Source organism: Deinococcus deserti VCD115 (assembly GCF_000020685.1).
In the GTDB taxonomy this organism is placed as follows: domain Bacteria; phylum Deinococcota; class Deinococci; order Deinococcales; family Deinococcaceae; genus Deinococcus; species Deinococcus deserti.
Genome location: NC_012526.1, coordinates 1,972,069 through 1,993,792, shown reverse-complemented (window position 1 = coordinate 1,993,792; position 21,724 = coordinate 1,972,069). Strand labels below are relative to the sequence as shown.

Annotated in this window: 19 protein-coding genes; 16 read left to right on the top strand and 3 right to left on the bottom strand. The window is 65.8% G+C overall.

From position 1 onward, the window contains the following. The first annotated feature begins 1 nt into the window (after position 1). The 10 genes from DEIDE_RS09420 (at position 2) to DEIDE_RS09375 (ending at position 7,594) form a co-directional block, all read left to right on the top strand. Positions 2 to 565, top strand: coding sequence for a DUF402 domain-containing protein (locus tag DEIDE_RS09420; protein ID WP_041227542.1), 564 nt, complete (start codon positions 2 to 4; stop codon positions 563 to 565). Between the two features lie 87 nt (positions 566 to 652). Then, a complete protein-coding gene (locus DEIDE_RS18450; RefSeq protein WP_012693726.1) occupies positions 653 to 952 on the top strand; it encodes a DUF402 domain-containing protein in 300 nt (99 codons plus the stop codon). 149 nt (positions 953 to 1,101) lie between these two features. Beyond that, on the top strand, positions 1,102 to 1,581 hold the full coding sequence (locus DEIDE_RS09410) for a DUF4442 domain-containing protein (protein WP_041227541.1): 480 nt from the start codon (positions 1,102 to 1,104) through the stop codon (positions 1,579 to 1,581). A 48-nt stretch (positions 1,582 to 1,629) separates the two neighbouring features. Further along, positions 1,630 to 2,109 (top strand): VOC family protein, encoded by a 480-nt coding sequence (locus DEIDE_RS09405; protein ID WP_012693723.1) that lies wholly within the window; start codon positions 1,630 to 1,632, stop codon positions 2,107 to 2,109. A gap of 59 nt (positions 2,110 to 2,168) precedes the next feature. Then, the gene (locus DEIDE_RS09400; protein WP_049760520.1) at positions 2,169 to 2,513 is read left to right on the top strand and encodes a VanZ family protein; all 345 of its coding nucleotides are present in this window, start codon (positions 2,169 to 2,171) and stop codon (positions 2,511 to 2,513) included. An 11-nt stretch (positions 2,514 to 2,524) separates the two neighbouring features. After that, the gene (locus DEIDE_RS09395; protein ID WP_012693721.1) at positions 2,525 to 3,472 is read left to right on the top strand and encodes an AAA family ATPase; all 948 of its coding nucleotides are present in this window, start codon (positions 2,525 to 2,527) and stop codon (positions 3,470 to 3,472) included. Between the two features lie 2 nt (positions 3,473 to 3,474). Continuing rightward, the gene (locus tag DEIDE_RS09390; protein ID WP_012693720.1) at positions 3,475 to 6,324 is read left to right on the top strand and encodes a transglutaminaseTgpA domain-containing protein; all 2,850 of its coding nucleotides are present in this window, start codon (positions 3,475 to 3,477) and stop codon (positions 6,322 to 6,324) included. Positions 6,325 to 6,351: 27 nt separating this feature from the next. Continuing rightward, the gene (locus DEIDE_RS09385) at positions 6,352 to 6,888 is read left to right on the top strand and encodes a hypothetical protein (RefSeq protein WP_012693719.1); all 537 of its coding nucleotides are present in this window, start codon (positions 6,352 to 6,354) and stop codon (positions 6,886 to 6,888) included. A 41-nt stretch (positions 6,889 to 6,929) separates the two neighbouring features. After that, positions 6,930 to 7,271 (top strand): hypothetical protein, encoded by a 342-nt coding sequence (locus tag DEIDE_RS09380; RefSeq protein ID WP_242402898.1) that lies wholly within the window; start codon positions 6,930 to 6,932, stop codon positions 7,269 to 7,271. 47 nt (positions 7,272 to 7,318) lie between these two features. Then, positions 7,319 to 7,594 carry a hypothetical protein gene (locus DEIDE_RS09375; protein ID WP_162485436.1) on the top strand — a complete coding sequence of 92 codons (276 nt, stop codon included), beginning with the start codon at positions 7,319 to 7,321 and terminating at the stop codon, positions 7,592 to 7,594. 70 nt (positions 7,595 to 7,664) lie between these two features. Here DEIDE_RS09375 and DEIDE_RS09370 read toward each other — a convergent pair whose 3' ends face one another. Further along, on the bottom strand, positions 7,665 to 8,351 hold the full coding sequence (locus DEIDE_RS09370) for a pyroglutamyl-peptidase I (protein WP_012693716.1): 687 nt from the start codon (positions 8,349 to 8,351) through the stop codon (positions 7,665 to 7,667). 55 nt (positions 8,352 to 8,406) lie between these two features. Between DEIDE_RS09370 and DEIDE_RS09365 the strand changes: the two genes are divergently transcribed. After that, complete coding sequence (locus DEIDE_RS09365; protein ID WP_012693715.1) at positions 8,407 to 9,237, top strand: DNA-formamidopyrimidine glycosylase; 831 nt, start codon at positions 8,407 to 8,409, stop codon at positions 9,235 to 9,237. Between the two features lie 109 nt (positions 9,238 to 9,346). Here the strand turns inward: DEIDE_RS09365 and DEIDE_RS09360 are convergent, their stop codons facing one another. Further along, positions 9,347 to 11,017, bottom strand: a complete 1,671-nt coding sequence (locus DEIDE_RS09360; RefSeq protein WP_012693714.1) for a CTP synthase — start codon at positions 11,015 to 11,017, stop codon at positions 9,347 to 9,349. Between the two features lie 392 nt (positions 11,018 to 11,409). Here DEIDE_RS09360 and DEIDE_RS09355 point away from each other — a divergent pair, with 392 nt between their 5' ends. Beyond that, on the top strand, positions 11,410 to 13,320 hold the full coding sequence (locus tag DEIDE_RS09355; RefSeq protein ID WP_012693713.1) for a S8 family serine peptidase: 1,911 nt from the start codon (positions 11,410 to 11,412) through the stop codon (positions 13,318 to 13,320). Between the two features lie 166 nt (positions 13,321 to 13,486). On the opposite strand, the gene recD2 is transcribed toward DEIDE_RS09355, so the two are convergent. Beyond that, on the bottom strand, positions 13,487 to 15,619 hold the full coding sequence (gene recD2 / locus DEIDE_RS09350) for an SF1B family DNA helicase RecD2 (RefSeq protein WP_012693712.1): 2,133 nt from the start codon (positions 15,617 to 15,619) through the stop codon (positions 13,487 to 13,489). A gap of 222 nt (positions 15,620 to 15,841) precedes the next feature. On the opposite strand from recD2, the gene DEIDE_RS09345 reads away from it, so the two are divergent. From DEIDE_RS09345 to DEIDE_RS09330, 4 genes are all read left to right on the top strand, one after another. After that, positions 15,842 to 16,384, top strand: coding sequence for a GNAT family N-acetyltransferase (locus DEIDE_RS09345; protein ID WP_049760461.1), 543 nt, complete (start codon positions 15,842 to 15,844; stop codon positions 16,382 to 16,384). A gap of 120 nt (positions 16,385 to 16,504) precedes the next feature. Continuing rightward, complete coding sequence (locus DEIDE_RS18015) at positions 16,505 to 17,668, top strand: alkaline phosphatase family protein (protein ID WP_012693710.1); 1,164 nt, start codon at positions 16,505 to 16,507, stop codon at positions 17,666 to 17,668. A 119-nt stretch (positions 17,669 to 17,787) separates the two neighbouring features. After that, entirely contained in the window at positions 17,788 to 18,969 is a 1,182-nt protein-coding gene (locus DEIDE_RS09335) for an exonuclease SbcCD subunit D (RefSeq protein WP_012693709.1), read from the top strand. Continuing rightward, a complete protein-coding gene (locus DEIDE_RS09330; RefSeq protein ID WP_012693708.1) occupies positions 18,966 to 21,701 on the top strand; it encodes an AAA family ATPase in 2,736 nt (911 codons plus the stop codon). Before DEIDE_RS09335 ends, DEIDE_RS09330 begins: the two co-directional genes overlap by 4 nt. The last annotated feature ends 23 nt before the right edge of the window (positions 21,702 to 21,724 follow it).

Here is a 21,724-nt window from a genome sequence, read left to right as displayed (position 1 = left end):
TATGAAACGCAAGATTCACGACCTGCGCGCCTGGCCCCGGGCGGTGCGGCACGAACAGGTGGTGCTGCACCTGCCGGGTCACGTGATCGTCGATTTCACGGCGCATGAGGTTGTGCGTCCGCTGGACGTGGCCTTCGGTGACCGCGTGATCCGGGTGCTGGACCACGGCTACCGCTGGGTCCGTGTGCACCCGACTGGCGGTGGCGAAGCTGTGATGGGTGATGCGCTTACCGCAATGCTCGATGAACACGGCATTCCCTTACAGCTGTACGTTGATGTCCATGGCGGCGAGGGGATAGGTGAAGATGGCCTGCCCTGGATTGATGACCTGTACCTGGATGTCATCGGCAACTGGGAAGTGGAGCCGGAGCGCGCGGGTCAGGTGACCGAAACCCACATCATCGACGGCGAGGAGCTGGACGAGGCTGTTCAGGACGGGCGCGTTACAGCCGCACATGCTGACGCTACCTGGGCACATGCCCGGAAGGTGGAGGCAGCCCTGATTGACGGGACATACCCGCTTCTGGCCATTTTGAGGCGGTATCTGGAAGACCCCTACACGTAACCTCGTGAAGCGTAAGGGCAGCGATGATCTGAAGTTCTTCCGGAACATACAGGGCGAACAGAGTGTGATTCGGATTCCGGGTGGCTGGTGGATTTTCAGATCCATCATGTTGAAACGCCCCATCTCGAAGAGCTGTGTGGGCGGCAAAAGCCCTCGCTGGTTTCCGGGTTCCAATGGTTATATCTGGTTCCTAAGGAAGCTCAACACGTGCTGCTGGTGATCCTGAACGGGTCTGGTGAGCCACAGTGGTTCTACACCGATATCTGCGCCGGCTCTGGGTTTGAAGATGGCTTTCCCTGGACCAACCACCTGTACCTGAACGTCATCCCCACCTGCGAGGTGCAGAAAGATGGCCACTGGCAGGTTACAGGCACTGAGAATCATTGACGCCGATGAGCTGGAGGCCGCCCTGCGGGTGCAGAGGAAGCTGAAGCAACAGGATTTCGCGCCGCTGCATACGATCGGGGTCTCTCTGAAGCAGTCGGGGGATGCCACCCTTGCTTGAACTCGGTTCAAAAATTCTGCACACTGTCTTCATGACCGCACACGCTCTGCCTGCCCCTGCCGTGGACGCTGTAAAGGCTGCCCTACACGCCATCCCCATGAACGCCACCGTTGGCGTGCAGATCACGGATGTGGGCGTGGGCTGGGCCACCGGCCAGTGCGCTGACACACCACCTTTTCGCAACCACCTGGGGACCATTCATGCCGGCGCGCAGTTCCTACTGGCAGAAGCGGTCAGTGGAGCAGCGTTTGCCGGTGCGTTTACTGCGCAGTTGAACCAGGCTGTGCCGCTGATAGAAAAGCTGGAAACCCATTACGTGAGCCGGGCCGTCGGCAACGTGGTGGCCCGCGCTGAGATCGACCCTGCCGAACTGCCTGCCGCGCATGCTGCCTACGCGCAGGAGGGTAAAGCCCGGTTGACGCTGCAGGTCAGCGTGACCGACGGTGAGGCCAAGGAAGTGATGCGCGCAGTCGCCCATTGGTACCTGCGTGCGAGGCCCACCCAGGCCTGAGAATTCGACTTCGCGCGGCCGGTGCGTCTGGGGCGTACCCTGAGGTACATGAGTGCGCTGATGCTCGACCATGTGGCGATTGCCACGCCCGACCTGGATGCAGGTTCTGCTCCCTATATTGCTCTTGGCCTGCACCCGGAAGGTCCCGACGAGGACGTCACCACACAGGGTGTGCGGGTGCGCGCTTTTCAGGTGGGCGACACGCTGATTGAGCTGCTGATGCCCACCCGTCCGGAGAGCCCCATTACTACTTTTCTGGAGAAAAAGGGCCCCGGGCTGCACCACACGGCTTACCGTGTCGCGGACCTGGACGCTGAAATGACCCGCCTGCGGGCAGACGGCGCCCGTTTCCTGAACCCCGAGCCCACTCCTGGCCGCGCCGGAACACGCGTGGCGTTCCTGCACCCCAAGTGGGGCCAGGGCACGTTGATTGAACTGGTGGAGCACCCGGAAGGTGGCCCTCAGCACGGGCCGGTTCCCCGGCAGGAAGAGGGGCTGGCCAGCGATCAGGAAGTGAGCCGGCATTGACGGCACGGCCACGGCACCGGAAGCCTCGCCCCGGCTGGTGGGTGCCTGCACTGCTGATTATGGCCGCCATATGGTGGCTGAGCAGTCAGTCGCAGACCCCCGGTCCAGCCCTGCGGCATCCGTTTGACTGGATCGCGCACGCCCTGGCCTACCTGGCTCTGGCCTACTCATTGGGCCGGGCGACGGCCAGCTGGGCTGCGGCCTTCTTGATCGCGGTGTGGTTCGGCGCCTTTGATGAGGTGCACCAGGCTTTTGTGCCAGGACGCGACGCCGGCATTACCGACTGGCTGTTTGACCTGCTGGGCGCCCTGATCGGCGTGAAGCTGGCCGTGCGAAAAAGCTCAGTGCAGAGCAAATCTGAAGACGGTAGTTCTGTTGCCGATCTGTCAGAGGGGACCCGTTAGGCTGAGAGGACATGACCCGTCTCGTCTCTTTCCCCGCCTCCGGCACGTCGCGCGCGGCTTTGCACGCGTCCCTGGACCAGCTTGACCGGGTCATTCTGGGCAAGTCCACTCAGGTCCGCCTGGCCTTGACCTGTCTGCTGGCGCGCGGGCACCTGCTGATCGAGGACCAGCCCGGCGTGGGAAAGACCACCCTGGCCCAGGCGCTCGCCCGCACCTGCGGGCTTCACTTCCGGCGCGTGCAGTTCACCTCGGACCTGTTGCCAGCGGATCTGCTGGGCGTCAGCATCTGGGACGCGGGCGCAGCCACCTTCCGCTTCCAGCCGGGCCCGGTGTTCAGTGAAGTGCTGCTGGCCGATGAGATCAACCGCGCCACTCCTCGTACTCAGGGTGCGCTGCTGGAGGCCATGGAGGAACGTCAGGTGAGTGAAGGCGGCGTGACCCGCCCCCTGCCTGACCCCTTTTTCGTTATTGCCACGCAGAACCCGGCGGCCTTCGTGGGCACCTCGCCTTTGCCTGAAGCGCAGCTGGACCGCTTTCTGCTGACCGTAACCCTGGGCTATCCGGACCCGCGGGCCGAGCGGAATCTGCTGGAAACCGGCGGGCGCAGCCAGACCGTGCGCGAATTGCCGGCCGTGCTGAGTGCACCGGTTCTGTTAGGTCTGCAGCGGGAGGTGGACGCTGTGCACGCTGCTCCGCCCCTGCTGGACTATCTGCAGTTGCTGGCCCGCGCGACCCGTGAACATCCGGCGTTCGAGGCTGGCCTGAGCCCACGCGCTCTGCTGGCGCTTTTGGCCGCAGCGCGGGCCTGGGCGTACCTTGCGGGACGTGACATGGTGCTGCCGGAAGACGTGCAGGCCGTGTTTCCGTCGCTGGCAGCCCATCGCCTCCCCCTGCGCGATCCATCCCAGTCTGTCGGTGACCTGCTGACCCGAGTGCTGGCCGACACGCCGATTCCCTGAGCATGACGACTGGCCTGTCGTTGCGTCCGACCCGCTTCGGGCTGGGGTTTCTGCTGCTGGTCGTCCTGACGCTGATCGGCTGCGTGAACTACGGGCTCAGCCTGGGGTATGGCCTGACCTTCCTGCTCAGCGGCGTGTGGATCATGACGGCTGCGCCACTGAACCGGGTGGCTCGGGGGCTGACGGTGCACCTGGACCCGCCATCACACAGCGTGGCCGGACAGACCGCGCCTTTTGTGGTGCGCGCCCATACCTCCGGACCCACCGGACTGCTGAGGATCGAGCTCCGGAACGGCGCTGCAATCCTGGCACAGGCGACCCTGCGCGTACCTGCTGGAGAGACAGCGCGCGCGGTGCTGTACGTGCCGGCAACGACCCGTGGCCTGCTGACGCTGACCTCCGTGCCGGTCGCGGTCCTTGATCCACTGGGGTTATGGGAATTACGCGGGGCTCTGGAGGTGCCGGAGGCCGTGACGGTCTTTCCGCTGCCTGAATCGGGCGCGCCGCCTGCGCCCCTGCGGCAGCGTGCTGGGTCAGGAGAAGGGCGCAGACGGCAACCCGGACAGGAGGACTTTTCGGGGTTGCGGCCATACCTGGCGGGGGATTCTCCCCGGCAGATCTCCTGGCGGCACGCAGCACGTACCGGACAGTTGCTGACCCGGGAAACAGATGCCCCTCAGGGTGTGGCCCGTCACCTTGCCTGGACCGACACGGCCGGGGAGACCGAGGCCCGGCTCTCCCGTATGGCTGCCTGGGTCGAGGCGCTCCGGGCCGAAGGGTCCCCGTTTTCACTGGAACTGCCTGGAGTGCATCTGCCACTGGGCAGCGGCGAGGCCCATGCCCTGGCGGCTCAGACTGCCCTGGCCCACTACAGGCCGCTGCCGGGGCAGCCTGTGTCGGCTCCGCGGTCACCGAAGCCTGCGCTGCCTGACGGGCTGGCCCTGCGGGCCACACTGCTGGCCCTGGGGGTGGCCCTTTTCCCGCTGGTACTGCGCTTGCCGGTCTGGGCCAGCGGGCTGACATTCGCGCTGCTGGCATATGCGGCTGTGCGCACGGGGCGGACCCTGCCTCCGGTGCCGGCGTGGCTGCTGGGTTTGCTGGCTGGTCTGGGAGGCGTGGCGCTCAATGCGCAGTACGGCACCCTGCTGGGGCGAGACGGCGGCACCGCCATTCTGGCGCTGCTGGCAGCGCTCAAAAGCCTGGAAACCCGCAGCCCACGTGACGGGCGGCTGCTGGCGCTGCTGGGCCTGTTCGTTACGGCAACGCATTTTTTTCATGATCAGGGGCCTCTGACGGCCCTTCATGCCCTGCTCAGTGTGGCGGCGCTGCTGTCGGCCGCAGCGCTGTGGGTGGCGCCTCCGCCCAAAACCCTGACCCTGCGCCCGGCGCTCCGGCTGCTGGCACTGGCCGCGCCTGTTGCTGTGACACTCTTCGTGTTGTTCCCCCGGCCAGACGGGCCGCTGTGGACCTTGCCCCTGCAAGGACCCGCCCAGACCGGGCTGGCCAACCAGATTACAGCCGGGGAATTCAGTGATCTGGCCCAGGACGACCGTGTGGCATTCCGGGCCGACTTTCAGGGCGCGGTGCCAGCTCCTGAGCACCGCTACTGGCGTGGTCCGGTGTTTGAGGCCTACGACGGGGTGACCTGGACACAGGTGCGCGTGCCGGGTCCGCCTCCGAGCGTGGAACCGACCGGACCGGTGTGGACCTACAGCCTGACACTGGAGCCCAACGGGTCCCCCTGGCTGCTGGCCCTGGACGCCCCCACCCGGGTTCCGCAGGGGGCTGTTCTGACCAGTTCCTTTCAGGCTGCAACCTTCCGGCCCTCGGGAACACGGCGGCGCTATCTGCTGGAAAGCCGGCCGGCCCGGCTGGGCGTCTCGGAAAACCGGGAGCGGCTGTCCTTCGACCTGCTTTTGCCGGAAGGCCAGAGCCCCAGGGCCCGCGCACTGGCGCAGAGCTGGCAGGATTTCTCCCCGGAACGGCGCATTGAGGCCGCCCTGAATTATCTGCGCCAGGGGGAATTTACCTATACGCTCTCGCCGCCCACCCTGCCGGAAGTCAACCGGGTGGACGCCTTCCTGTTCGGCAGCCGCACTGGATTCTGCGAGCATTACGCCAGTTCCTTTGCCTTCCTGATGCGCGCCGCTGGCCTGCCGGCGCGGATTGTGGGCGGCTACCTGGGCGGCGAGATCAACCCGGATGGCGGCTACATGATCGTGCGCCAGCAGGATGCCCACGCCTGGACTGAGGTCTGGTTGCCGGACCGGGGCTGGGTGCGGGTGGACCCGACCGCCGTGGTCGCCCCAGCGCGTGTCAACGCCAACCTGAGCACGGCCCTCACGCGCCCACAGGCCACTGCAGCGGTGGAACCCGGCCCAGCCGCGCAGCTCAGGCTCAGGTTTGATGCAGTCCAGAACCGCTGGAATGACTGGGTGGTCGGCTATGACGGAGCCCAGCAGCGCGACCTGCTGACCCGCGCCGGGCTGGGAGGGGTAGGCAGCGCGCCGTATCTGATGGTGCTCCCGGTGCTGCTGGCGCTGGCTTTTTTACCCGGACTCCTGGTGCAACGCGCGCAGGCCCGGCCCCGAGATCCGGCAGCGCGTGCCCTGCACGATCTTGGGGCGAAGCTGGGTCTCCCACGGGCTCCCGGCGAGACCATCACCGCCTATCTGGAGCGCGTGGCCGACCGGCACCCGGATCTGCGCGAACAGCTCGGCGAGGTGCGGGCGGCCTACCACGCGGCGCGGTATGCACCGGGCGACCCGGCTGCGGCGCTGCTGACCCTGCGGACAGCGGTTCGGCGGACCCGCCCGGGACGGCGTACAGGCGCAGGCAATGGGAGCAGGTAACGGTCCATTTTCCCCTCAGGCCGTAGCATGCAGGACGTGAACGCCATCCGCCTGATTCTTCCGGCTGTCGCAGGGCTGTCTGCGGCCCTCATTGCTTATGGCGCTGCCTATGTGCGCGGTGATCTGGGTGGGGTGATGCAGTACCTGCGGGCCCGTGGTGCCCTGCGGCGGCTCGAAGCCAACGGCGCAGCCCAGGAGCAGCTGGCGGCCCGCTCTGCCCTGCGCGAGCTTGGCCAGCAGGTCGGCGATCCGGCACTTGCAGCCCGGCTGTTGCCCCTGGAACTGCTGGCTGGTCTGCTGGTCGCTGTACTGGTCTGGCGCCTGTTTGCGCGCCAGCTCAGCACCGGCCCGCGCCCCGACATTCAGGAACGCATGGTCGAGCGCCTCGCGCACCGCCTGGGTGGCCGCTTTACTCTGGCGGACCTGAACCGCAGCAGCCCATTGAATGACGAGCAGGCCCGCGTCGTCACGACGCGGCTGCTGGAGCAGGGTCGCCTGACCCGCAGCGGAGACACCTTCGAACTCGTGCCCCGCCGCGCCGGGGCCGGTCACCCCACTCCATGAGGCTGAGCAGTTCGGATCTGGCAGCGCTGTTTGCATCTGCCATGAACGGCCCGCATTTCTCGGTGCGTGCGGCGCTGGCACTGGCCGATGGCCAGCCCCCCCCACGTGTAGCGGCGCTGGTTGCTGGTCTTACGTCCAGCAAGCGGACCGCGTGGACCCAGATAGCTTCAGTGGCCGGGACCCCGCAGCCGCCCGGCGACGCTGGCCTGACCCGGCTGGCCCAGTGGGAGCAGGAGGTACTGCCGGTGCTGGGCGAGGCGCAGCTGCTTGCCCGGCTGCCGCACGGCAAGACTGTGCGCGACCTGCTGCTCGAACACCACCGGGAACTGCTCTGGACTGCTGGCCTGATTGCTGCCCAGGCGTCCCGGGTGCGTACCGCCTGATGGCGCACGTGGGGGCGTGACCTGTGCCGGAAGACCGTCCTTTTCTCATGTCCCCCGATCCTTCGGGCGAGAATCCCTCCGGCGAGGTGCCCGCAGCGCTCTTCGATCTGGCAGTCAACCGGGCGGCCGCAGCACTGCGGGGACTGCGGCCCGCTGATCCCGATCGTGCGCTGGCCGCATGGCACGCACGCACCCGCTTTGCCCGCCGGGTTTCGCTGAATGCCGTGAAGGCCGCACTAAGTAGCCGCCCCATGGAAGGCGACTGGCACTGGTCCGGAGGGCCCCAGGGCAGCTGGCAGTCAGGCCGGGCGCCTTTTCCATAAGCTGGGGCAGCATGAAAGCGCCGCTCCCTGGTCATCTGCGGAAAAGTCAGAGGCGATCAGTCTGAGGGCGTCAGACAAGCAAGCCAGCAGGGGCCTCTTTCCGGGTCTGACTGCCGCACACCTCGTTTTGGCCTGCCATGGTCTGCGCCGCGGTGCGCACTGCGCGGGTAATTTCTTCCTGAGGAAGATAGGGCAGAGGTGGCCGGTCCCCAGCGACACTCAGGGCGACCTGCGGGTTGGCCGGCACATGCAGGAAGCCGCAGGGCACCTCTGCACGTCCTCTGAGGTGGAGCTGATGCAGCGCGTGATACATCACGACGTTGCAGACATACAGGCCAGCGGTGTTGCTGATGTGCCCGGGAATCCCGATGTCGTGCCACGCCGCCAGGATGCGCCTTAACGGCAGGCTGCTGAGGTAAGCGGCCGGCGCGTCCTCCCCGGTGCAGACCGGGGTGTCCTGGTACTGACCTCCTGCGTTGTCGGGAATGCTGAAATCCATGACGTTCACGGCCACCCGCTCCAGCGTGACCTGCGGCCGGCCCGCTGCGAGCCCGGTAAGCAGCACTCCGGATGGCTGCAGTTCATCCATCAGTCGGCTCAGCGTCTGCATGGCCGAGCGCGGTTCGACCGGCAGCAGCGCCGAGTGGACGCGCAGCGCACCGGCCTGCTCGCCGTTCAGCGCCTGTACGGCCTCTGCCGAGGGATTGACAGGATGGGTATGAAACGGCACGAAACCGGTCAGAAGCAATGTGGACATGAGCCCGAGTCTACGCTTACGGTGTAGGTGCCTGCCGGGCCGCTATGCTCGGCCTATGCCGGAACTGCCGGAAGTGGAAACCACCCGCCGCAAGATCGAGCCTCTTCTCAAGGGACGCGTGATTCAGCGGGTCGAGCATGACTCGCCGCACCGCTACCGCGATACCCACCTTGCCGAGGGCCGGCGTGTGCGGGGCCTGAGCCGGCGCGGCAAGTACCTGATGCTGCAGCTCGTGGCAGCCGACGCGGCCGATGAGGACCCGCACGACCTGGAGCTCATCGTGCACCTGGGCATGACCGGGGGCTTTCGTCTGGAGGGAGGCAAGCACACCCGGGTGACGCTGAGCACCGACGGAGGCACACTGCACTTCGACGACTCGCGCCGCTTCGGCAAGATGGCGGTGGTGCGTCCAGGCGAGTACAAGACGATGCCTACACTGGCTGGCATGGGCCCCGAGCCGCTGTCCGAGGACTTCCGGGAGCAGGAGTTCGTGAAGGCCGCGGCCCAGTGCGGCGCCGTCAAGCCCTGGCTGCTGTCCCAGAAGCCTGTCAGCGGAGTGGGCAACATCTACGCCGACGAAAGCCTGTGGATGGCCCGCATTCACCCGGCCCAGACGCGACTGAAGGCGGACGAGGCGCGGCGGCTGTACCAGGCCATCCGCGAGGTGATGACGGCAGCCGTCGAAGCCGGCGGCAGCACCCTGAGTGACGGAACCTACCAGCAGCACGACGGGGTCAGTGGCCTGTTCCAGTTCAGTCACCGTGCGTACGCCCGTGAAGGGCAGCCGTGCGAACGCTGCGGCACCTCCATCGAGAAGATCGTGCTGGGGCAGCGCGGGACCCATTTCTGTCCCCAGTGCCAGAAGCTCCGTGCAGCAAGAATCTGAGCAGATCAGCTGGCCATGCCTGAGCTCAGTCCACCCTTCACAAGGACAGCAGCGGGGCTCAACAAGGCCACCCCTGAGATTTCTCTCAGGGGTGGTCTAATCTGATCACTCAGACGCTGGCGGTGGTCGCCTCGGTGCCCTGCTCGTCCGAGCTCTGCCCTCTGAGCGCAGCTTTCACGAAGCCGGCAAAGGGCGGGCTGGGGCGCATGGGGCGGCTCTTGAACTCAGGGTGTGCCTGCAGCGCCACAAAGAAGGGGTGCCCGGCGATTTCCACGCTTTCCACCAGACCGGCGCCGCGTCCGGCCACACCGGGGGTCACGCCGCTGATGGTCAGCCCGGCGTCCTGCAGCTGCTCCGTGTAGGCAGGATTGACCTCGTAGCGGTGACGGTGACGTTCCTTGACGGTTCCGCCCTGCGGCACGCCGTACAGTTCGGCGATGGTGGTGCCGCCGCGCAGATCCATGGGCCAGTCGCCCAGGCGCATGGTGCCGCCCTTCCCGCCCACTTCCAGCTGCTCGGGCATCAGGTCGATAACCTTGTGCGGCGCATATTCATCGAACTCCGCGCTGTTGGCTCCCTCCAGGCCGGCGACGTGGCGCGCGTACTCGATCACCGCGATCTGCATCCCCAGGCAGATGCCCAGGTACGGCACGCCGCGCGTGCGGGCGTACTCGGCGGCCTTGATCTTGCCCTCGATGCCGCGGATGCCGAAGCCGCCCGGGACCAGGATGCCGTCGGCGTTGCCCAGCTGTGTGGCCAGGCCGCCTTCACCGCTCTCGGTCAGTTCCTCGGCGTTCACCCAGCGGATGTTTACGCGCGCGTCGTTGGCAATGCCTGCGTGGGTCAGCGATTCCATCAGCGACAGGTAGGCGTCGGGCATTTCGGTGTACTTCCCGGCAATGGCGATCGTGACCTCGCGGGTGGGCTGCTTGATGGTCCGGACCGCGTTGGTCCACACGCCCAGGTTGGGCATGGTGCGCTCCAGGCCCAGCAGATCCTCCACGACCTTCCCGAGCCCCTGTTCTTCCAGAGCCAGCGGCACCTCGTAGACGTGGCCGACGTCATAGCTGGAAAACACCCGGTTCTCGCGCACGCTGGTAAACAGAGCGATTTTCCGCGTGATCTCGGGCGGCAGCTTGGTCTTGCTGCGCACCATCACGATGTCCGGGCTGATCCCGACGCTGCGCAGGGTCGCCACACTGTGCTGGGTGGGTTTGGTCTTGAACTCGTTGCTGGTACCCAGGTACGGGACCAGGGTCAGGTGCAGGAACAGCACGTTCTCGTCGCCCTCGTCGAACTTGAACTGACGGATAGCTTCCAGGAACGGCAGCGACTCGATATCGCCCACCGTGCCGCCGACCTCGATCAGCACGATCTCGGCGCCGGCTGTTTCACCTGCCACCCGGATGCGGCGCTTGATCTCGTCCGTCACGTGTGGAATGACCTGCACCGTTTGCGACAGGTAATCGCCGGCGCGTTCCTTGCGGATCACTTCCTGGTACACCTGCCCGGTGGTGATGTTGCTGCCTGCCGGGATGTCCAGATCGAGGAAGCGCTCGTAGTTGCCGATGTCCAGGTCGGTCTCGGCGCCCGAGGCGGTCACGAAGACCTCGCCGTGCTCGTAGGGACGCATGGTGCCTGCGTCGATATTGATGTAGGGGTCGATTTTGACGGCCGTGACTTTATAGCCGCGCGCCCGCAGCAGGGCGCCCAGGCTGGCGCTGGCCACGCCCTTTCCAAGGCTGCTGACAACGCCGCCCGTAACAAAGATGTATTTCATGACTGACCGCGAGCGCCTGCCCCCCGGAGCGGGTTGAGTGGGGGCATAAAACGAAAAACCGGGGCGCTCGGCCTCCGGGATTTGATTCTAGCACGCCACCGGAACTGGCAGAAGCATGAGCCTGCTGAACCCGGGGAAGCCTGAGCAAGGTCACGGTTGATGCCCTGAACTGCCGGCAGATCACACTGACCCTGGAGGACTCTCTGCTGGCGCGTTCCTAAACATTGGCTGCGGGAAAACCTGTGCTGGACACGTTGTCAAGCGGATGTATGTAAATTAAAGATTCCCTATAGATGCCACGTCCGGGTTTTTGTCTTTTTTTTGAGTGCAGGTTTTTACCTTGGGGTCACACCAAAAAGCTTCAACGCCTCACGGCACCCAGGGGGAACACCATGAAGAACAAGAAACTTCACGCCATTACACTTTCCGCCACCATGATCCTCGCTGCGTGCGGACAGCAGGCCAATGGTCCTCAGGCGCAACAGGGCGCTGCCCCTGCCAACTCCGGCAAGATCAGCAGCCTGTCCAAGGGGGGCAAGAAGAGGATTGTTGAACCAGCTCCCACCACACCCACCCCGATGAGCGCCTGCACCGCGCTGTACTCGACCCCCGCAGCCAATGCCACGACCACCAACGCCGTGATTGATCCCAGCATCAACTACGACGGCTCGGTCGGCACCCTGATCCTGTCGTTCAACTTCGACGACGCCGTGACGCCGGCAGTGGATTTCATCACCAGCAAGCTGGGCATCAAACTGGGTGACGGTCTGGGTGCCTTCGGTGAACTGCCTATGGTCGCCGTCAAGGCCCCCATTACCCGCGAACTGGTCAGCACCCTGCAGAGCAACCTGCAGCAGTACGGCCTGCTCTCGATCTACCAGGACCGCCCCCTGGAGTACTTCCTGGACGAGAGCGTCGCGTACATCAAGGGTGACGTCGCCCGCACCGCGTTCAAGACTACCGGTAAGGGTGTCGGCGTGGCCGTGATCGACTCTGGCGTGGACGGCACCCACGGCGACTTCCCCAACATGAAGAAGAACGTCAAGATCGTCGCGCCAATCGTTGCTCCTGGCCTGAGTGGCGCACTGTATGTGGATACGCCGAACTCTGACCTGACCAGCGGCCACGGCACCCACGTCGCCAGCACCATCGCCGGCAGTGGTCAGATGTCCGCTGGCGGCAAGTACAAGGGTGTGGCCCCTGGTGCGACCCTGGTCGGCGTGGGTGCGGGTGACGCGATCAGCATCCTGTACGCGCTGCAGGGCTTTGACTTTGTATTCAAGCCTGACGTGCGCGAAACCTATAACGTGCGGATCATCAGCAACTCGTGGGGCACTTCAGGCAGCCAGTTCGCGCCCTACAACCCCATCAGCATCGCTTCCAAGCGCGCCTACGACTTCGGCATGATCGTCAACTTCGCTGCCGGCAATAGCGGCCCGAACAACAACACGCTCAACCCCTACAGTGCCAGCCCCTGTGTGATCTCGGTCGGCGCCGGCCACGCCAAGAACACCATGAACGTGGCCAACCCCCGCCTGCGTAAGGGCGTCCCCGGAGAACTGGCGAGCTTTTCCAGCCGCGGTATCCCCGGTGACCAGTTCCACTACCCCGACATCGTGCTGCCCGGCGTGAACATTGTGGCGGCCCGCGCGACCAGCGGCCCGATTGTTGACCCCTACCTGGGTAAAAACGGCACAACGCCCGAGCCGATGTACTCCTCGATCTCCGGGACCAGCATGGCCACCCCCCACATGAGTGGTGTTGCAGCCCTGATGCTCGAAGTCAACCCCAGCCTCAACCTCGACGGCGTCTTGGAGGCAGTAACCAGCACTGCCAATCCTATGTTCACCGTGAGCGGCACGATCCGTCAGCTTGAGAAGCACGAGGTCGGTGCAGGGTACGCCAACGCCTACGCAGCCGTCGAGAAGGCCGCCAGCACCGCCGGCACCCGCACCACCGTTCAGACCTCTCCTCTGACCAGCTGGACGGGCACGGTCGGTACGACTGTGGACGGCACGCCCGTCGCCTCCGAGCACAACCATGACGTTGTGGTGCCCGCCGGCGCCTCGGCCGTGAAGATCAAGACCGACTGGGGCAACCCCGCCTACGATCTGGACCTGTACGTCTACGACGGTGCCGGTAACACGATCGCCTCCAGCGCCGCAGGTGCAAGCATCTCCGAGGAAGTCGTGATCCCCAACCCGGTTGCCGGAACCTACCGCGTGCAGCTTAAGGGCTGGCTCAACCCCCAGACCAGCTACAAGGGCACTGCTGAGATCGACAATATCGTTCCCGTCCAGTAAGGCACTGGCCGAGTAAGTCAGAAAGAGGAGCAACCTGCAGGTTGCTCCTCTTTCTGCTGCTTTCACGAAAAGGGAAGAGGGAGCCACCAAGAAGCACAGCTCCACTGAGCAGGGAAAACGGCCTGGAGTGGAGGAAACGGGAACCGCGCCAGGGTGCGTGGCCCTGCTATCTGGCCTTGATCCGCTCCAGCAAGGCCGTGTTGCGCTCTTCGCGCTGACGTACGGCCGCCTTCTGCCAGGAGGTCGCTGAGCCCACCGCGTAGAAGCGCTCGCGGGCGCGGGTCAGGGCGGTGTACACCAGATTGCGCGACAGCATGGGCATGTGAGCCTCGTGCAGCACGCCCAGTACGGTGCCCCATTCGCTGCCCTGAGCCCGGTGCACCGTCAGGGCGTAGCCCAGCTGGAGGTTGAACAGCTCAGCCCCGGCCAGGTCCACGATATTGCCATCAAAGTCCACCGTGAGTCGCCCGCCTTCGGCCTTGAGTACGGTGCCTAGTGTGCCGTTGAAGATCTCGTTGGTGTAGTCGTTCTTGGTCTGCACGACCACATCACCGGCCCGTGCCTCGCTGTCGCCGATCCGCACGCCACCCTGGCCGGGATTGAACAGGCTCTGCAACTGATGGTTGAGCATCTCCACCCCCAGCGGTCCTTTGCGCATGGGGGTCAGCACCTGAACCTGGGTGGGGCCACCGAGTTCACGCACCGTCAGGGCCACGCGCCGCGCGCCGCCGTCCGGCTCCGTTTCGATCAGATTCAGGCGCGGGTCGCCCCAGGCCGGGGCCTGCCCCTGGAGCAGGCCGTGCGCCGCACGGATGATGGGGTTCTCGGCGGCCTGCCGGTACACCTGCGTGAGCCGGACGGTCGGTGCCGCGTGTGTCAGCGCGTGAAGCGGCAGCCCGGCGTCTACCGGGGGCAGCTGATCGGTATCGCCCACCAGCAGCACCCGCGAGCCGGGCGGGACGGCTGCGAGCAGCGAGAGCATCAGGCCGTCGCCGCACATGCTGACCTCGTCCACGATCAGCAGGTCGTAGGGGGCCGGTTCCAGGTGGTTGTGCCGGAAGCCGGCCGGGCCGTAACCCAGTAACCGGTGAATCGTACTGGCGGTGCGGCCGGTCACCTCACCCAGACGCCGGGCTGCCTTGCCGGTCGGGGCGCACAGCCCGACTTCCAGCCCAAGACGCTCGGCCAGGTCGGCAACGGCGCGGGTCGTCGTGCTTTTCCCGGTTCCTGGGCCGCCAGTCAGCACCACCAGACGGTGATCTTCAAGCAGGTCGAGAATCTGGGCCTGCTCCTCCGAGAGCCCTTTGGAGGCGCCCGCCGGCACGCTCCACTCGCCGCTGGGCGGCGTGGCCAGCAGGGTGCGGATCAGCCCAGCCAGTTTCTTCTCGGCCCGCAGGACGTGCGGCAGATAGATACGTGTGCCGTCGTGCAGAGGGTCCTGGGTGTCCAGCAGAGGCGGCGTGTCGTCACTGAGGCGCCCGAGTTCCACGGCAGTGTCGACGGCCATCTGGGCCTGCGCCTGCGTTACCCGCGTGTAGTGGGCCACGCCCCGCTCGGCCCGGCTGCGCGGCAGATAGGAGTGTCCACCCTGTTGCGCTGCCTGCTGCAGGGCGTACACGGCCGCAGCGGTCAGCCGTCTGGCATCATCGAGTGCGCCGCCTTGCGACTGCCACAGCTTGTCGGCCGTGAGGAACCCGATGCCCTCGACTTCCGTGAGTGCGAAAAGATCGGCAGTCAGGCGTTCGAGTGCGGCTTCTCCAAAATGCTTGACGGCCCGCTGGGCCTGTGAGATGGTCAGCCCCAGGCCCTGGAGACCGGCCAGGAGCCGGCGTTCCAGGCCCTGCTGCGACCAGCTCTGCACCATCTTGTGCAGGGTGGACGCGGTGACTCCAGGCACCTGAAGCAGCTTGTCCGGCTCGGTTTCCAGCAGATCGAAGGTCGCGGGTCCAAAGGCCTTGGCAATGCGTCCTGCCAGGACCTTGCCCACGCCGCCGACCCGCGCTTCCAGATACGCGGCAACGCCAGCTTCAGTCAGATCGGCCGGGGTGGCCTCCAGCACCAGATTCAGTACGCGGTACTGGTAGCCGTACTCGCGGTGCTCTTCCATCAGCACGTCAGCGCTGAAGCTGTCCCCGGCGTCCAGCGGAGGCATCATGCCGATCACGGTGGCGTCCGGGTCCTCGCCGTCGTTGTTGCGCAGCCGGGCGGTCATGACGGTAAAGCCGCTTTCGGCGCGGAAACGCACCTTATTGACGCCCCCGGTCACCCGGAACGGTTCATTGGGGAGGGCGTGTGACATAAGGAAAAGAATAGCGCCCGTTCCCCGGTTCTGTTTGTGGCAGAAGAAAGAGGAGCGGCGTGCTGAGGTGCTCAGGCCTGCATGATCAGGGGTATCCGACGGCAGCTTTAACCGCGTCATGGCTGACTGCCGTGCAATAACTGCTGTTCAGTCACTCTGGCTGAAGTTGAAAGAGTAACCTGCCGCTACACAATGCGCCACGAGTCAGGCCCCATCCCGGAAATGACTACCTACCGCCTGTTGCTCCGGCCTTTCGGTGAGGCAGACGCAGCAGACGTGTTTACGCTGCTCAGTTCTCCGGAGGTAGCAGCAGGGATGCTGTCCATTCCGTTTCCTTATCCGCCTGATTTGGCCAGAACCTGGATCCGCTCCCGTCGTGCTGCCGCCGAAGAAGGCAGGGCCTTTTCCTGGGCGATCACGCTTGCAGACACTTCCGAGCTGCTGGGGAGCGTGACCCTCACGCCTGAACCGGGCCAGTCCAGGGCTGAACTCGGGTACTGGTTGGGCGTGCCGTACTGGGGGCGCGGCTACGCCTCGGAGGCGGTACCTGCCGCCCTGAACTTCGGCTTCGGTACTCTGGCGCTGCACCGCATTCAGGCCACCGTCTTTCCACGGAACCCAGCCTCGGCACGCGTGCTGGAAAAAGCAGGATTCAGGCGCGAGGGCCTGCTGCGAGGCGACGCGAAAAAAGGCGGCACCTTCGAGGACCTTATTCTTTTCGCACGGCTTCGTTCGGACCAGGACGAACTGAGCAGATTGCCATGACAGACATACACATAGAGAGGTGAACATTGCCACTGGTGGGCGCGCGTGATCCTGGGATGAAGCGGATGGCAGGCAACAGTCCAGCTTGCTCACCATGTCCGCTGCCCTTTACCCTGCTGCATGCCCGCCGTGCGTCCTGAACTGGCTCCCGATTACCACGGAGGCAGCATCCTCAACCTCGTCACGACCCTGAGCGGCCACTTCGGCGTTCTTAGCGCCCATGCGGAGTTTGACACGCCACTTCCCCTGGCGGGAGTGGAGACGATCATTCTGCTTGTCGTTGATGGCCTGGGACTTGAGCAGTTGCAGAAGGCCGTTCACCAGGGCGTTACTCCAAATGTTGCACGTCTGATCGGCGAGCATGGACTCAGCAGTGCAACCAGTGTCTTTCCCTCAACCACGATGGCAGCGCTGACCACCCTGCACACCGGGTGCGCTCCGGCAGAACACGGATACCTGGGGCTTTCCGTGTGGCTTGAGGAGCTCGGTCAGGCCGTGAACCTGATCCGGATGCACGATGTTGCTGACCGGCAGCCTGTCACCGGAGCGTCGTTTCTGGCCGCTGTGCCTTCCATCTATCAGCAGATCTCAGGGCTTGGCGTTCCCTGTGCAGTGGTGATGCCTGAGGAGTACGAGCAGAGCTTCCTGACCCGGTGGTGCTGCGCTGGAGCGTCCTACGTAGGGTATCCATTCCAGAGCACGGCCGCCAGCCTGACCGCGCAGCTTGTCCGAAATGAGGAAGCCCGCTACGTCATGGTCTACCTGCCTGACTATGATTCCACCTGCCATACCTTCGGGCCGTCAAGCGAGCAGGCGGCCGATGAGCTTGCCGCAATCGATCTGACCGTGGGCCGTCTGCTGGACGCCCTGCCGGACAACGGCAGGACCCTGCTGGTCGTGACCGCGGATCATGGACAGGTCGATCAGAGTGTGCAGGGGGTCATTCCCGTTGTTCAGTCCGAGCAGTTCCGGGAGTTGTTGCTGTCCCCAATGGCAGGAGAGGAGCGCGCAGCCTATTTCCGGGTTGACCCTCAGCGAATGCAGGAGGCGACTGACCTGCTGGCCCCTTACGCGGCGGTGTTTGAGGCCGATGAAGCCTGGGAAGCCGGTCTGTTCGGCCCAGGTGCAGATTCACCCTTCAGGTCAAGAACCGGCAACCTGATTGCGGTGGCCAACCAGGGGCTGGCTCTGGCGCGGCGCAGGAGTGGCACTTCACAGCGTGGGCTGCACGGTGGCTGGTCCGAGGCCGAGATGCGGGTTCCAGTCCTGGCCATCCGGAGATAGAAGCTTCACTTGAGCACGTTGCGACTCAGGGCAATGACGCACCCTCGATCCGGCCTCGACGCGCTCGTCCCGCTGTTCACGCCAGAAACCGGACCTCAGTGCATGCTATTTTTTCCGTCATGCGCGTACTTCACACCGCGGATTTCCATGCGGGACGGAACCTGCGGGGCTTTGACCGGACGCCGGAAGTTCATGAAGCCCTGAACGAGATTGCCGCCCTGGCCAAATCCGAGCGGGTGGACGCAGTGCTCGTTTCGGGTGATCTGTTCGATACCGGCAACCCTTCAGCTGATGCCGAGCACGCTGTATTCGACTTTTTCCTGCGGCTGCGCGACGCCGGTGTCCCTGGTGTGGTGATTGCCGGCAACCATGACAGCGCCGCGCGGCTCGACAGCGTGACGGGGCTGCTGGGCTGGGTCGGGATTCAGGCGGTCGCCCAGCCCACTGCCAACCCGGTGCAGATGGTCCGGCATGTCGAAACCCGCAGCGGCGAGACCCTGACCGTGGGAGCGCTGCCTTACCTGTCCGAGCGGAGGCTGGTCAAGGCGGCTGACCTGCTGGGAGGCGACACCGGTGCCTGGCGTCAGAAGTACCGCGAGGGCATGGGTTTTTTCCTGCGCCGCCTGGGTGAGGGTTTCCGTCCGGGCAGCGTGAACATGCTGATGATGCACGCCACGCTGGACGGCGCGGTGCCCAGCGGCAGTGAACGGACCATTCAGTTCGACCTGACCAACCAGTACACCCTGTCCGGGCTGCAGTTGCCGGCAGGTGCGCAGTACGTGGCGCTGGGTCACATCCATAAGCCGCAGACTGTTTCCGACGCGCCCCTGGCGTGCTACCCCGGCAGTGTCATTCAGCTGGACTTCGGTGAGGGCGGCGAAAAGAAGCAGATCAACCTGGTCGAGGTCTCGCCCGGGCGGCCCGCGCAGGTGCATCCGGTTCCGCTGGCCAGCGGACGGGAACTGCGGACCGTGCGGGTGGACCTGGAGAATGTCGAGGCGCGGCTGGAGGCCCTCAAGGATTTTCCAGGCCTGCTGAAGGTAGTGGTGCGCGCTCCGGCCGGCACCGCGCTGCCGGGCCTGAAGGACCGGGTGCTGCGGGTGGCGCCCAACACGCTGGCAGTGGACCTTGACGCTGCCCAGGAGGATCTGCTGGTGCCGGACCTCCGGCGCGAAGGCCTGAGCCTGCTGGACCTGTACGAGCGTTACCACCAGGAACGGCGCGGTGAGCTTCCCGACGACCTGCGCGCCGCCTTCCGGCAGGCTGACGAGGCCGCCCGCACTGAGGAAGAGGTGCTATGAGGCCGGTCAGACTGGACCTGCAGGGCTTTACCGCCTTCCGTCAGTACACCACCCTGGACTTCACGGACCTGGAGCTGTTTGCCCTGGTCGGTCCCACCGGCAGTGGTAAAAGCAGCCTGCTGGACGCCATGACCTTCGCGTTGTACGGCCACACCGAACGGCTGGGTGGCAGCGGCCTGGACGCGCTGATCTCTCAGGGCGAGCGCGGCCTGAACGTATCGCTGACCTTCGAGGTCGGCGGGACCACCTACCGGGCTTCTCGCACCAAGGGGCGCAAGCAGGCCGAGAACGAGGTGCGCTTCGAACGCCTGGACGAGGACGGACGCTGGACCAACCTGTCCGAGGGCGGCATGAAAGGGGTGAACGAGCGGATCCGGCAGGCGGTGGGGCTGGACTTCCGGACCTTCACCCGCAGCGTGATGCTGCCGCAGGGGGAATTCTCGCGGCTGCTTCACGGCAGCGGCAAGGACCGTCAGGCGCTGCTGGGCGAGCTCACCGGCCTGGACCATGTGCAGGCCATGCAGCGCGTGGCGTCGGACCGCACCAAGGAACTCAAGCATCAGTCGCAGACTCTGAATACGCTGCTGGACGGCGAGTACGCCGGCGTTACGCCCGCAGCGGCCGCCGCCCTCCGCGAGCAGAGGGAGCAAACCGACGCGCATGCCGAGCGCCTTACCGACACCCGCGAGCGGCTGCTGGCCCAGCAGCAGCGTCTGCGCGACCAGGAGAAGGTCTGGCGTGCCCGTGAGGACGCGCTGCGCCGCCTGGGCAGTCTGGAAATTCGCGCAGCCAGCGTGCAGGAGGGTGCCGAGCGCGCTGCCCGTGCGCGGCGTGTGGCGGGCGTCCTGCCCCTGTTGGACGCTGCTGAGCGCGCCCGGATTGCCCAGGAGCGTGAAGCGCGCGAGCTGGCCCGCGCCCAGGAAGCCGCGCGTGTGGCGGAGGCCGCCGCGGCGCAGGCAGAGGCCGCCCTGCACGCTGCTCAACAGGCCGAGGCCAAAATCCCCGAACTCGAAGCCCGCGAGGGTGCCCTGCGCGAAGCCGAGGCTGACGCCGCCCGCCTGCGCCGTGCTGGAGGCACGCCCCAGACCACCCATCCGAGTCCACTGCCCTGGGACGAGGACGCCCACTTTGCGGCGCGAGAGGCAGCCCAGAAGGCCGAGCGCCTGCGTGTGGAGCGCGTTCAGATCGAAACCGAGAAGACGGCGCTGGGCGCGGCGCGTGCCCGGCTTCAGGCCGAGGAGCAGACCCAGGAACGCGAGGCTGCCGAACGTGATCGGGTGGAGCGCGAGGGTAGGGCAGCCAAGACAGATCTGGAAGCCGCGCAGCAGGCGCTGGACGCGGCCCGCCTGGAAGCGGGGCTGGCCTCGCACCGCGCGCACCTGCATGTCGGGGACGACTGCCCGCTGTGTGGCCAGACGGTCCGCCAGCTGCCCAGTGCCCCGGTCGTGAACCTGGGAGCGCTTGAAGACCGCGTCACTGCCCTGAACGCGACCCTGCAGGAACGGCGCACCCGCTTCAGCGATCTGCGCTCGCAACTGGCCACCCGTCAGAAATGGCTGGAGGAAAAGCGCCAGGAAAATGCCGACTGGGAGGCCCAGCTGCGGCAGCGGGAAACCGACCTGCGCAGCGCTGAAGCCCTGATTCCCGGTGATCCCCAGACGGAGGCCCTTCGCCTGCTGGCGGGACTGGCAGCGCGTGTACGCGAGGCCGGCGCAGATCCAGCCGGAGCACGCCGTACCCTGCTGGCCGAGATTCAGGGGCTGCGCACCCGGGTGCAGGCGGCCCAGGGCTCCCTGGCCCGTGCGCAGGGCGAGGTTGCTGCGGCAAAGGCCACCCTTGGAGCGGCTCAGGCCAGCGCCGCGCGTCGTGACACGGACGCCCGGGAAGCTCAGGAAGCTCTGGGCGCGGCCCTGAAGACCCTGAACCTGAGTGCCGAGCAGGCCCGTCACGCTGGAATGGACGAACGCGAAATCGTGGCCCTGGAGGAAGCGGCCCGCACGCACACCGCCCAGATCGCGCAGCTGCGCGAGGCCCTGGTGGACCTGGAGCGCCAGCTGGGGGCGGCGCCCTATGATCCGGCGGAGCTGACGCAGGTTTCACGGGAACTAACCGCCACTGAGGCTGAGCTGCAAAATGCCCGCGAGCAGGCCGGGCGCCTCGCCGAGCAGGAACGTGCGCTGCACGAGCGTCTTGGCCGCAAGGCTGAGATCGAGACCCAGGCTGCCGAGGCCGGGCGCCGCCTGGACACCTGGCAGACCCTGACCGGGACGCTCAAGGCCAACGAGTTCCAGCAGTACCTACTGGCTGAAGTTGAGGCCCAACTGCTGACCCGCGCGGGAATCCTGTTGCACGAGATCAGTGACGGACGCTACCGTCTGGCCCTGGCCAGCGGGGAGTACGTGGTGCAGGACCTCTGGAATGCCGGCGAGGTGCGCGGCGTCAAAACGTTGTCCGGAGGGGAGACCTTTCTGGCCTCCCTGTCGCTGGCGATTGCCCTGTCAGACTATCTGGCCGGCAATAAGATTCTGGGCGCGTTGTTTCTGGACGAGGGCTTCGGGACGCTGGATCCCCAGGCCCTGGAGGCTGTGGCTGGCGCGCTGGAGAACCTGCGGACTCAGGGCCGCATGGTCGGCGTGGTCACGCACGTCGAGAGCCTCTCCGAGCGCCTGCCCAGCCGCCTACTGGTGACCAAGAGTGTGGCCGGGAGCAGCGTGCAGCGCATGGACGGGTAGAGGAGGGTCTGACTGAAGCGCGT